Source organism: Devosia aquimaris (assembly GCF_020169335.1).
Taxonomy (GTDB): Bacteria; Pseudomonadota; Alphaproteobacteria; order Rhizobiales; family Devosiaceae; genus Devosia; species Devosia aquimaris.
In genome coordinates, this window is the sequence record NZ_JAIEZN010000001.1 from 888044 (window position 1) to 900565 (window position 12522).

Sequence of the window (12522 nt, forward strand, 5' to 3'; positions counted from 1 at the left end):
TTCGTCGGGGAGGTTACTGCATCTGCTGCTGGGCCTGGTCGCTGATGGCCTGCAGGGCTGCGTCGATGTCGCCGCCTTCGATGATCGAGGGGAGCTGGGCCTGAACAGCGGCGTCGACTTCGGCCGTGAAGGTGCCATAGTCAACGCTGGGAACCTGCGACAGCCAGGTCGAGAAGTCCTGCCAGACCGGGGCGCCACCGAAGAACTCGTCGGATGCCTTGAAGGCTTCGCCATTGCGAGCCGACAGCAGCGAGCCAACGGCGCCGCGCTTGATCAGGATGTCCTGGTAGAAGTCGTCATTGCCGGCCCAGACGGTCTTGAGGAAGTCGATGGTCTCTTCCTTGTTGTCCGAGGACGACAGCACGAACCAGCTCGAGCCACCCTGGTTGGAGGCGTTGACGGCGCCTTCCATGTCGAGGCGCGGGATGGGCGCAACGCCCCACTTGCCGGACTGATCGGCATTGGCCTTGATGGTGGCGGTGATCCACACGCCAACCGGAACCACGGCCACTTCACCCGAGGTGAAAGCGCCGGTGTATTCGGCCCAGCCGGAAACCGGCTTCACCAGATCGTTCTGGTAGAACTTGGCGTAGGTTTCGAGGGCCTTCTTGAGGGCAGCGTTGTCGGTGATATGCAGGCTGCCGTCGGCATTGAAGTACCACTCGCCGGCCGACTGCATCATCATGCGGATGACGCCGGTGTCATTGAGGTCGAGGTCGAGCAGGGGCTTGCCGATCTTGGCTTTGACTTCGGTGCCGATCTCGATCAGGCGATCCCAGGTGATGTCCTTGAGGTCGTCGGCGGTGAAGCCGGCTTCCTGCAGATAGTCCGAACGGTAGAACAGGCCGGTCACGCCGGAATCGAAGGGCACCGAGTAAGACTTGCCGTCCAGGGTCGCGGCGGCGACCTTGTACTGGGCGAACAGCGACATATCGATCGAATCCGAGAGCGGCTCGAAGGCGCCGGGGAAGGACTGCAGATACTTCTGCGCCACGTCGTCCTGTATCAGCACGATGTCGGGCAGGCCTTCGGTGCTGCCGGCCAGCAGCTGCGTCTGCAGCTTGGCGCGGATGTCGTCCTGGCTGGCGGTATCATCGACATTGAAGGTCACATCGGGATGGTCGGCGCTATAGATGGCGCCAGCCTCACGCATGGTGTCGCCATTGAATGCCTTGTCCCACACCCAGACCGAGATTTCTCCGGCCGAGGCAGCAGCGACGCTGAGAAAGCTCACGCCGGCGAGAGCCAGCCCAAGCACGCGTCCACGACGCGAAGCAATACGGTTCATATTCATCCTCCCTTTAAGGTTGCTCTTGCGATGAGCGATTTCTAAGCTATCTGAATAGTCGGTGGCGTCCCACCAAAAGGGTATGCAGAGTTGGCGGAAAGTAAGATAGCGGACAGGGCCTATTACGAGCCCGTCGCCAATGGCGTGGAACGCCTGCCGACATCGCTGAGCATGTTCCATGCCACGCCGCTGATCATGCGGGCGCCTCACTGGCATGCGCAGGTCGAGGTCAACTACATCGTCCGCGGTTGGGCCCACTACAAAATGAGCGGGCACGAAGTGCAGTTCCAGCAAGGGGATATGGCCCTGTTCTGGGGTGGGCTGCCGCATCAGCTCGATGATTGCTCCGATGATCTGGTCTACACCGGGGGCCATCTGCCGCTGGTGCACTTCTTCCGCCTGCGCCTGCCGCGCGACGTGCAGGCCCGGCTGATGCAGGGGGCAACGCTGGTGACCCGCGCCACCGACATCGCCGACACCCTCAATTTCTCGCGATGGAATGAATATGCCCGCTCGGGCGACCCCATGAAGGCGGTCATGGCGGTGGACGAGTTGCTGCTGCGCATCGAGCGCATCCGGTTCGATCGGTTCCAGCTGTTGCCGGACATCGACAAGGCCGGCCTCACGGTCGAGGGGCTCGACCACCAATCCTCGCCGATCGTGGTGCGCATCTGCGACTTCATCGCCGAGAATTTCCGCGAGGACATCGATTCAGCCGACATAGCCTCGGCTGCCGACATTCATCCCAAATACGCGATGAACGTGTTCAAGAAGTCCACCGGCATGACGCTGAACGACTATGTGAACCTGATGCGCCTGAGCTACGCCCAGGCCCTGCTGATGCAGGAAGATGCCAATGTGCTGCAGGTGGCCATGGATAGCGGCTTCGGCTCGCTGAGCGCCTTCAACAAATCCTTCCGCAAGATTGCGGGCATGTCGCCCAGCGATTTCCGCCGGGATGGCCGCGTGCGCCCCGGCGCCCCGCTCAAGCTGCGCGCCAACTGACGCTGGCGGCGATCATCGAAGGATGGGGGCCGGACGCTCGAAACTGAGCCGGCCACGCTTCCAGCCGGCCAGGACCGGCGCACAGCGGCGTACGGCATCGGCGCCGGATGTGGCATCAACAAGAATGAGATCGGCCGCAGCGCCGACGCTCACGGCGTGCTGGCGGCCCAGAAGTTGGGCTGGGCGAGCCCCGATCATCGCAAAGGCTGCATCGAGATCATCATCGCGCGCAAGTTGCGCCACGTTGGCGAAGAGATTGGCCATGCGCAGCAGGTTGACGTCGCCATAGGGCGTGAACGGGTTGAGCACATTGTTGGTGGCCACAGCGGTGACCACGCCGCGCGCGGCCAGCGCCATCAGCGGCGCCACGCCGCGCGGCACCAGTGTTTCGGCGCTGCGGCCCAGAAGAAACAGGTCGGTGGCGGGCAGGGCGACAATGCCCACGCCGGCAGCCGCCAGCCGGTCGGCCATGGCGTCTCGCTCGGCCGGCGCCCAGGTGGAGAATTTGGTGGCATGGCCGCAAGCCACGGGGCCCTGCCAGCGCCGGCGCTCCATTTCAGCCAGGATAGCCGGCAGGTCAGAGCCTGTGGGCACGAGGTCGAAGTCGACATGGAAATCGGCGGCCACGCCGAAGCGCTCGGCCAGGGCAAAGATGCGCCGGATATGCTCGACCGGGTCGGGGTCGGTATAGCTGCAGCCACCGACGAGGTCGGCGCCATCAGCCAGCGCCGTTTCCAGCAGGGCCTGCGTCTCCGGCTCGTTGGTCAGCCCCTCCTGCGCGAAGGCGCAGATCTCGATATCGATGGAGGAAGCGAATTCCGCGCGCACTGCCTTGATAGCCTCGAACGAGCGCAGTCCAGCGCGTGGGTCGACTTCCACATAGGTGCGCATGGCCATGGTGCCGTGGCTGATCGCCCTGCGCACGACGGCGCTGGCGCGGGCATGCACATCCTCGACCGTGAAGCCGGCCTTGAGCCGCGCCGTCTCGCGCACGGCCTCGGGCAGCGTGCCTTCGACAATACTGGCGCGATCAAGAATGCCGGCCTTGTCGAGATGGATATGGCATTCGACAAAGCCGGGGACGAGCAGGGCCCCTCGCGCATCGTGGCGCGGCGCGTCGGAGACGATCTGCGGCGCAATGCCGGCAATCCGTCCGCCGGCCACCGCGACGTCCATCGGCATGGCAGCGCCGGGCAGACGGGCATTGGCGATGACCAGGTCAGGCGTCATGTCAGGCTCGAATAGAGCATCTTGCCGGCGGTGATGACCAGGAACAGCGCAAAGGCGCGCTTGACCCAGATCGGCTCCAGCGAATGGGCCAGCCGCGCGCCGATGGGCGCGAAAAAGGTGGTGAAGGGCAGGATGATCGCGGCGGCGATCAGGCTCACATAACCCAGTGACAGTGGCGGACGGCCCGGGATGTCCCAGCCCGAGATGACAAAGCCCAGGGCAGCGGGAATGGCGATGACCACGCCAAAGGCCGCCGCTGTGCCCACGGCGCGATGGATGGGATAGGAAAAGGCCGCCAGGGTCGGGACGCCCAGCGTGCCGCCGCCAATGCCCATCAGGGCCGAGACAAAGCCGATCACCGTCGCCAGTGCGACCTGGATGGGCGTGGCCGGGAGCGCGGGGCCGATGACCAGCGTGCGCTTGGTGGCCAAATTGGCCGCGACCAACAGGCCCACCACCCCGAAAATGCCGGTGAGCACCGCCGGCTCGAAGAACCGCGCCGCCAGGCCTCCAGCCAGTGCGCCCACGGCCAGCGCCGGCGCCCAGCGCTTGAGCAGGTCAAAGTCCACCGCACCGCGCTTGTGATGCGCGCGCATGGAGACGATGGAGGTGAAAATGATGGTGGCCAGCGAGGTGGCCACGGCCATGTGCATGGCCAGATCGTCGGGGAAATGGGTGAATCCGAAAATCCAGAACAGCACCGGCACGATGACAATGCCACCACCCACGCCCAACAGGCCCGCGACGAGCCCGGCGATGATCGAGGCCACGCCCAGGCCGCCGAGCAGCATCAGCAGTTCGAGCGGCGAGAAACTCATGTCCATGGCAGGCTTTCTTGCTTTGGCGGGTCAGAAGGCGATGGCGTCGCCATCCGAGCGGGGATCGGTGGCCGCTTCCATCAGGCCGCTGGCATGATGCACCACGGCCCCGGCATTGCCCATCATGGGATCAAAGGCGCCCACAGTTTCAGTGACATGGCCGGCATCGGCCAGCGCCTGGACCAGGGCGGGATCAAATCGGTTTTCGAGCTTGAGCGTCGTGGTGGGGTCGGCCCAGGTGGTGCCGAGCAACCAGCGCGGCGCGGTGATGGCGGCCTGCAGGCCCTGGCCGAACTGCACATAGCGCGAATAGAGCGCCGTCATGGTCTGCGGCTGGCCCTCGCCGCCCTGCGTGCCGAAGGAGAGCACACGCCCGTCCTTAAGGCGGGCCATGCCGGGATTGAGCGTGTGGAACGGTCGCTTGCCTGGGGCCAACTGGTTGGGGCCAGGGCGCAGCGAGAAGCCGGCGCCACGATTTTCAAAGGTGATGCCGGTGGTGGGGCAGGTGAGGCCTGAGCCATATTCCCAATAGAGGCTCTGGATGAAGCTGACTACCGTGCCGTCCTTGTCGGCGGCGCCCATCCAGATGGTGTCGCCGGGCGATGAGGGCTCCGGCCAGGGCGTGGCGCGGCTGGGGTGAATGCCGGCGGCCAGCGCGTCGAGTGCGGCGTCGCTGAGCCAGGATTTGGGGTCCACCGTCATGAAATCGGGGTCGGCCACATGGCGGTTGCGCAGGCTATAGGCGCGCTTGGTGGCTTCCACCATGCCATGGATATGGGCAAAGCCATCGGCCTCGGTGATGCCCAGCCGGTCAAAGGCGGCCAGGGCAATCAGCGTGGCAATGCCCTGGGTCGGCGGGGCAATATTGTAGGTGGTGCCGGCCGAGGTGGTGACGCCGAGCGGCGCGCCGGTCTCGGCGCGGTACGTGGCGAAGTCGCTGGCGCGCAGCGGGCTATCGGCCTTGTCCAGAAAGGCGCCATGAGTAGCGGCGAGATCGCCACGGTAGAAATCGTCGAGCCCGGCTGCGACCAATTGCTCCAGTGTGGCGGCAAGGCCGGATTGCACGAAACGGTCGCCGGCCTGATGCGGCTGGCCGCCCGGCTGATGCACGGCGGAAAAACCGGTGATGGCGCGCAGTTCAGCGGCCTTGACCCGGCTGGTGTGGGCCAGCAGCGGCGTCACCGCCACACCGGCCTTGGCCAGCGCAATGGCATCGGCCAGCAATTCGCCAAGGCTGAACCGCCCAGGTGCCACCGCCAAAGCCGCCTGCCAGGTGGCGACGGCGCCCGGCACCACTAGCGCCGCATCGGGGCCGCGGGCGGGAATGGTGGTGAGGCCGCGCTCGGCATAGCGTTCGGGCGTGGCCAGGGCCGCGGCGCGTCCGGCGCCGGAAATGGCGACGGGGTCGTGGCCGGGGCGATGGATGATCCAGAACGCATCGCCGCCCAGCCCGTTCATATGCGGATAGGCGACCGCGATGGTTGCCGCAGCGGCCACCATGGCTTCGACGGCACTGCCGCCCGCCTTGAGGATATCGCGGCCGGTGAGGGCGGCGGCGCGGTGGGGGGCGGTGAAGGCGCCAGCAAAGCCCAGGGCGGTTTCGAGCATCAGTTCACCCCCACGCGCTTGCCGTCCCGCGCCACCAGCCGCCCGGATTTGTACACCGAGCGCGCACCCGGCACGGCCACAACGGCCTCGGGCACATGCTGGGCCCGGAAGGTGACGAAATCGGCCTTGCAGCCGGGTGCAATGCCATAGCCGGAGAGGCCCAGCGCCTTGGCGCCCGCCGATGTCACCACGTCAAAGGCCGAGGCCAGCTCCCAATCCTCGTAAAAGCCCGAGCGATAGCCGATGATATTGGCACGGCGCAGCATGTCGCCATCGCCATAGGGCCACCAGCTATCGCGGATATTGTCCGAGCCGCTGAACACGGTCACGCCGGCCTGACGCAGAATGGTCACCGGCGGGAAGTTCACCGCGCCGGGCGCATTGGTCATGATGGCGACGCCCGCTTCCGCCAGGGTCGCGGCAATGCGGCGCTGCTGGTCGGACGCAATATCGCCCAGCCCATAGGCATGGCTGATGGCGACGCGCCCGCCCAGGCCAAGACGGCGCGTGCGGGCCGCGATCTGTTCGATGGTGAACAGGCCCAGCGAGCCTCCGTCATGCAGGTGAATATCCACGCCGACGCCGCGCCGCTCGGCAATGTCGAACACCGCATCGAGATGGCCCTCGATATCCCTATCAAAACTGGCGGGGTCGAGCCCGCCAACGAGGTCGCAGCCCAGCGCAATGGCCTCGTCCATCAACTGCGCCGTGCCGGGGCTGGCCAGAATCCCGCTCTGCGGAAAGGCCACCAGCTCGATATCGATGAGCTCGGCATACTCTTCGCGCACCGCGAGGATGGTTTCGAGATGGCGCAGCCCGACATCGGCATCGATCATGACATGGCTGCGCATGCTGGTGCTGCCCTGGGCGATGCAGAGATCGAGCTGGTTGCGGGCGCGCTGGTCCATGGGCGCGGCATTGGCAATGTTCTGCATCTGGAAGGCGACGCGCTCGCGCACGTCAAAGCCATTGGTACAGGGCAGGTGCGGCTTCCAGGCGTCGCCATAGAAACTGGTGTCGAGATGGATATGCCCCTCGACAAAGCCGGGGACCAGCATGGCGCCAGCGAGGTCTGTGTCCTCGCCCGCCGGTGGCGCGGGCTCCGAAGCCGGAACAACGGCGGCAATCAGCCCCGCAGCAATGCCGACATGGGCGCGTTCGCCGTCGACCAGCGTGGCATTGCGGAAAATGGCATCGAAATCCGTCATGCTGGTCTATCCGTTCTGATGGGAGTCTGTGCCGTCAGCCTAACGCAGCCCGGGGCAAAGGCGAGACCCGCGCGGCCGCTTCTGGCACATGGCGCCATCCCGCTCCGCGCATGGTCGGGCCTGAGGCACGACAGCTAGGCCGCGGTCGGCAGACCACGCAGCCGGTCCATGAAGCGGTGCACGCGGTCGCCATCGACCGGCTTCCACGTGTCGCCATCGACCTTGAAATGCGTGCCGATGACGCAGCCATCGGCGATGGCCATGATGTCGGAGACATTGTCGATATTGACGCCGGTATTGGCGAACAGCGGCGTATCGGGCATGGCGTCGCGCACGCTCTTGAGGTTGGACATTTCCGCCGGCTGGCCGGTGATGGGGCCCGAGACAAGCAGCACATCGGCCAGCGAGGAGAACACTGCGCTCTTGGCGCGCAGGGCGATGGAGCGGGTATCGAGGGAATCGGCGAACTCGGCATTGATGTTGAACATCAGCTTGAGATCGGGCCGACCAAGCTGGCGGCGCAGGCGCAGGGCCTTGGCGGCATTGGGCTCCCACAGGCCCATGTCGGAGGCGAACAGGCCCGTAAAGATCTCGCGGGCGAAGCTGGCGCCGGTGGTGGCGGCAATGGCCACCGTGGCATAGGGATCCCAGAGGAAATTGACGCCGAACGGCACCTTGAGCAGCGGCTTGACCGCGCTGACCACCGCCGTCATGGCGATGGCGCTTTCCACCGACGCTGTCAGTTCATAGGGGCGATCGTTCTCATTGCCGAACATGATCGCATCTACGCCGCCATCCTGGAGCTTTTCGACATCCTTGATGACATTCTCGATCAGCCGATCCATGCCGCCATCGGCGTCATAAAGCGGCGCACCGGGCAGGGCGCCGATATGGGCCATGGCGATGACGGTCTTGTGGCTGCGATTGAACAGATCCATTGGTCCTGTGAACTCCGGTCGGTGGGCGTGACGATCTGTCAGCCGGCAATGATGGTTTGAACGCCCGCCTCGGCCAGCGCCTGGGCGAGATCCTGTGGGGGCTCGGCGTCGGTGATCAGGATATTGATCCGGTCCAGCGACACGATGCGGGAAAGGGCGCGGCGCCCGAATTTGGAGGAGTCGCAGAGCACCACGACGCAGCCGCCGCTCTCGACAAAGGCGCGCTTCACCTCGGTGTCCTCGGGCGAATAGTCGTAGAGCCCATTGGCATCGATGCCCGAGACGCCCAGGAACACGCGATCGAGGAAATGGCTCTTGAGCCCTTCGATGGCCTGGGGGCCGATGACCGAGAACTCGGGCACGCGCACCTGGCCGCCCAGGATATAGACCGAGCTGTTGCCCTCGGCCATCTGCATGCCAACGCGCAGATTATTGGTGAAGACGCGCAAATCCTTGCGCGGGGCCAGTTCGGTGGCCAGCGCCAGAATGGAGGTGCCGACATCGAGCCCCACCGACTCGCCAGGCGCCACCAGCTTGGCAGCCGCCTGGGCGATAGTGGATTTCTCGGCTGCATTGCGGCGCATGCGCTGTTCGAACGCCGGCTCATCCTCGTCATAGACCATCTGGCCGGCCGCCACGGCACCGCCGTGCGTGCGCTCGAGCAGGCCGCGCTTGCCCAACAGGTCGAGGTCGCGCCGCACCGTCATACCCGAAACGCCGAGCTCCTCCGCCAGGCTCGTGATGGAGACAAAGCCATCCTTTTCGAACGCCGACATGATGCGCGCATGGCGCAGCGCCGCCGGCAGTTTCGTATTGCCGTTGCCGCCCTCCGCCTGTGCTGATTTCACGTCGTCTTCGTTATTGGTCATGTTTCGCACACCCGGCCTGTTGCCTGCCGCTTTGATGGTTCGTTGACATCCTGCCTAACACAGGAATTCACACGAATAAAGGTTGTATTATGTTATATAATGTTCAAAAGTGCAAAGCGGATGGGCCGGCAGTGCTGTGCGGCCGCTGTTAAGAGGCTTTTGGAGGCGGAATGTCGGAGTTTTCGGGCAAATCGGTGGTGGTCACGGGCGGCGCGTCCGGCATTGGCGCGGCCATTGTGCGGGAGTTTCACGCGGCTGGCGCGCGGGTCACAATTCTCGATCTCGACCCCGCCCGGGCGGCGGCGCTGGCGAGCGAATTGGGCGCCAATGCCTTCTCCGGCGCCATCGATGTGCGCGAGCGCGCGTCAGTCCAGTCGGCCATGGACGGCGTGATCGCGGCTCAGGGCGGCATCGACATTCTGTGCGCCAATGCCGGGGTCTCGACCATGCAGCGTTCGGTCGATCTGACCGACCAGGACTGGGACTTCAACATGGACGTCAACGCCAGGGGCGTGTTCCTCTGCAACCAGATCGTGGTCCGCCATTTCCAGGCCACTGGCCGCAAGGGCATCATCGTCAACACCGCTTCGCTGGCCGGCAAGGTCGGCGCGCCATTGTTGGCGCACTACTCGGCCAGCAAGTTCGCCGTGCTCGGCTGGACGCAAGGCCTGGCGCGCGAACTGGCGCCCAGCGGCATCCGCGTCAACGCCGTCTGCCCCGGCTTTGTGCGCACCGGCATGCAGGAGCGCGAAATCATCTGGGAAGGCGAGCTGCGCGGCATGACGCCCGAGGCGGTCCGTCAGGAATATGTAACGCTGACGCCCATGGGCCGCATCGAGGAGCCCGAGGACGTTGCTGTGGTGGTGAAGTTCCTGGCCTCGGATGCGGCCCGCTTCATGACCGGGCAGGGCATCAATGTCACCGGCGGCGTGCGCATGGACTGAGCCGCCGTGAGCGGACCGGAGGGACTGGACATGGACTATATTGGCACCGAAATCGCCCGCCATCCGCGCGCAGCCGCGCGGCTGCGGCCGCTGATTGCCGAGATCGGCCAGCGCAGCGGGGAGTTCCCTGTGCTGCTGGCCAACCACCTGCCCATGGTGCTCGAAGCCATGGGTCGGCTGGGCGCCAGCCCCGAGCGGCTGGATGAATATGCCATGCATTACAACACCGCCCATGCGGTGCCGTTTCCGCCGCCGCCCGTGGCGCCGTTGACCGAAGCCAATTGGCGCACGGCCATCGGCCATCGCGAGCGGGAAACCGATCTGCGCGACTTCTTCGCCGACGTGGTCTGGCGCATCGGCGGCGTCGAGGCGATCCGGCGCTATCTGCCCGAGCTCTTTCCCGGCGTGGCCGCTTCGGCGACCCATGGGCTGATGCGGCTGGCCTATGCCGTGCTACGGCGCGACGACACCGAAATCGGCATTTCCCTGGGCTATTGGGCGGCGACCTACCTGGCCTTTCCGCGCCCCGACAGCGTCGGCACGCCGACCAATAGCGCCGCCGAACTGGTGCTGGCCATGCCGTCCGAGCCCAGTTTCCGGGGGATCACGGTGGAATCAACGCTGCTGTGGAAATGGATCGAGCACATGGGCACGGTCCCGGCGTTCCGGGGCCTGCTTGGGCGGCTGCAGCCGGCGGATGACCTGCTCGATCAGGTCCGCGCGGCCTCGCTGGCGGTCTATGCCGCCACCATGACCTTTGAGGCGCTGCATGCGGTGACCGGCAGCCATTGGCTGCGGCTGGTGTCACCCCATCTCGACCAGCCACAGGCGCTGGTGGCGCATTGGTGGGAAGTGGTGATGGCGCTCTATGTGCGCATCGGCATGCCGGACCTGCCTGATGCGGCGACGCTCGAGGCCTGGCGCAACCTGCCGCTGCCATCGGACGCCGAAATCGCCGCGGCGGCGGTGGCCTCCGACGACGAGCACGACCACTCGCTGGCCTTCTCAGCCTTTGAGGAATTCAAGCTGACCGGGGACCGGCTCTATAAGGTCGTTGCCGCCCGCCGGGTGGGCCTGATCGCCTGACACAACGGCCCGGGGCTTGGTCCCCGGGCTGGCTTAGACGGCGTGGAAATAGGGCGCGAGGCGCTCATAGAGGTCGCGATAGCGCTGATAGCGGCGATTGTAGATGGCGTGGGCGGCCATATCGGGCTGAAGCGTTTCGCCGAGCTGCGACAGGGCCGTCACGGCGCTCCAGTCGCTGGCAAGGCCGGTGCCGATGGCGGCGACGAATGCCGCGCCGACCGAGGAACCATGCGCATTGTCGAGCAGGGTGACCGGCGCGCCCAGCACATCGGCGGTAATCTGCATCCAGACGCGGCTCTTGCTGCCGCCATCGGAGGCCACATAGCGGCGCGGGCTGTGGCCGATATCGACCAGCACATCCATATGGTGGCGGAAGCCATAGGCTACCGCCTCGAGCAGCGCGCGCCAGAGATGGCCGCGCCCATGGCCCAGACTGAGGCCAACAAAGCTGCCGCGCGCCAGGGGATCGTGGATCGGGGTCTTTTCACCCAGGAAATAGGGCAGGCAGATGAGGCCGTCCGAGCCGGGCGGAATGTCTGCCGCCAGGGCGTCGAGTGCCTGATGCGGCTTGCTGCCATCGGCCGTGGGCGTGATGAGTTCGCCCAGCCAGTTGAGCGCGGACCCCGACGAGGCCATGCAGCCATTGGGCGCGTAAAGCCCTGGTACCAGATGATAATCGAGGTAAAGCCGCGCATCGGGCACCGGCTTGTCAGTGGCCACCACAATGTCGCCGGCGCCGCCGAACTTGAGCAAGATATCGCCCGGCGCTGTGATGCCGGCGCCTAGGGCTGAAACGATATGATCCGCCGCGCCGCCAAAGATCGGCAGACCCTCGGGCAGGCCGGTCAGCGCGGCGGCTTCGGCGGTGACGGTGCCCATCTGCACATGCGATACGCTGCGCGGCGGCACGGCCGAGCGCGGAATACCGGCCAGCGCCACCAAATCATCAGCAATGGACCCGCTGGCCAGATCGGTGAAACCGGCTTCGAGCGCCCAGTTCTGCTCGACGGCGCGCACGCCGGTGAGACGCCAGTTGATATAGTCATAGGAGCCGAACACCGTACCGATGCGGGCAAAGACCTCGGGCTCGTGGCCTGCGATCCAGCGCAGCTTGGCGGCGACCAGCTGCTGGTTGATGCCATTGCCGGTGCGCTTGAGGAAGGCGGCCTCGTCGAGTTCGGTCCGCATGGCGTCGACCTCGGCGCCGCAGCGGCCATCGCTCTGCTGGATCGAGGGCCGCAGCAGCGTGCCGGCGTCATCGAGCAGCACCACGGCGGGCAGCATTCCGGTGGTGCAAAGGCCAGCGATCGATGCTGGATCAATGCTGCTCAGGATCTCGCGCAGCACGGCCACGGCATTGTCCCACCATTGGTGGGGATCCTCCTCGGCCCAGCTCGCCTGGGGCGACGACAGGGCCACCGGCCGGCTGGCCACGGCCAGGATCTGGTCGGGCAGGCGCACGGCGGCGGCAATGGTCGAGGTCGTGCCGATATCAAGGCCGATCACGATGTCTGGTTGGGGCATGAAA

Annotated in this window: 11 protein-coding genes; 3 read left to right on the forward strand and 8 right to left on the reverse strand. The window is 65.8% G+C overall.

What is annotated here, in order from left to right:
- Positions 1 to 13 precede the first annotated feature (13 nt).
- Positions 14 to 1288: an ABC transporter substrate-binding protein gene (locus tag K1177_RS04280; RefSeq protein WP_224702086.1), complete on the reverse strand. Its 1275-nt coding sequence runs from the start codon at positions 1286 to 1288 to the stop codon at positions 14 to 16.
- Between the two features lie 105 nt (positions 1289 to 1393).
- Here K1177_RS04280 and K1177_RS04285 point away from each other — a divergent pair, with 105 nt between their 5' ends.
- Entirely contained in the window at positions 1394 to 2293 is a 900-nt protein-coding gene (locus K1177_RS04285; protein ID WP_224703686.1) for a helix-turn-helix domain-containing protein, read from the forward strand.
- Between the two features lie 12 nt (positions 2294 to 2305).
- Here the strand turns inward: K1177_RS04285 and K1177_RS04290 are convergent, their stop codons facing one another.
- From K1177_RS04290 to K1177_RS04315, 6 genes are all read right to left on the reverse strand, one after another.
- Entirely contained in the window at positions 2306 to 3523 is a 1218-nt protein-coding gene (locus tag K1177_RS04290) for an amidohydrolase family protein (protein WP_224702087.1), read from the reverse strand.
- Positions 3520 to 4347, reverse strand: coding sequence for a sulfite exporter TauE/SafE family protein (locus K1177_RS04295; RefSeq protein ID WP_318153269.1), 828 nt, complete (start codon positions 4345 to 4347; stop codon positions 3520 to 3522). The genes K1177_RS04290 and K1177_RS04295 overlap by 4 nt, the downstream gene beginning before the upstream one ends.
- Positions 4348 to 4371: 24 nt before the next feature.
- Positions 4372 to 5949 carry a gamma-glutamyltransferase family protein gene (locus K1177_RS04300; RefSeq protein ID WP_224702088.1) on the reverse strand — a complete coding sequence of 526 codons (1578 nt, stop codon included), beginning with the start codon at positions 5947 to 5949 and terminating at the stop codon, positions 4372 to 4374.
- Positions 5949 to 7157, reverse strand: a complete 1209-nt coding sequence (locus K1177_RS04305) for an amidohydrolase family protein (RefSeq protein WP_224702089.1) — start codon at positions 7155 to 7157, stop codon at positions 5949 to 5951. Before K1177_RS04305 ends, K1177_RS04300 begins: the two co-directional genes overlap by 1 nt.
- Before the next feature lie 134 nt (positions 7158 to 7291).
- Positions 7292 to 8095 carry a BtpA/SgcQ family protein gene (locus K1177_RS04310; RefSeq protein ID WP_224702090.1) on the reverse strand — a complete coding sequence of 268 codons (804 nt, stop codon included), beginning with the start codon at positions 8093 to 8095 and terminating at the stop codon, positions 7292 to 7294.
- Positions 8096 to 8133: 38 nt separating this feature from the next.
- Positions 8134 to 8964 (reverse strand): DeoR/GlpR family DNA-binding transcription regulator, encoded by an 831-nt coding sequence (locus K1177_RS04315; protein ID WP_224702091.1) that lies wholly within the window; start codon positions 8962 to 8964, stop codon positions 8134 to 8136.
- Between the two features lie 170 nt (positions 8965 to 9134).
- On the opposite strand from K1177_RS04315, the gene K1177_RS04320 reads away from it, so the two are divergent.
- Positions 9135 to 9908, forward strand: coding sequence for an SDR family NAD(P)-dependent oxidoreductase (locus K1177_RS04320; RefSeq protein WP_224702092.1), 774 nt, complete (start codon positions 9135 to 9137; stop codon positions 9906 to 9908).
- 30 nt (positions 9909 to 9938) lie between these two features.
- A complete protein-coding gene (locus tag K1177_RS04325) occupies positions 9939 to 10994 on the forward strand; it encodes a questin oxidase family protein (RefSeq protein WP_224702093.1) in 1056 nt (351 codons plus the stop codon).
- Positions 10995 to 11027: 33 nt separating this feature from the next.
- On the opposite strand, the gene K1177_RS04330 is transcribed toward K1177_RS04325, so the two are convergent.
- The gene (locus K1177_RS04330; protein WP_224702094.1) at positions 11028 to 12518 is read right to left on the reverse strand and encodes an FGGY-family carbohydrate kinase; all 1491 of its coding nucleotides are present in this window, start codon (positions 12516 to 12518) and stop codon (positions 11028 to 11030) included.
- Between the last annotated feature and the right edge of the window lie 4 nt (positions 12519 to 12522).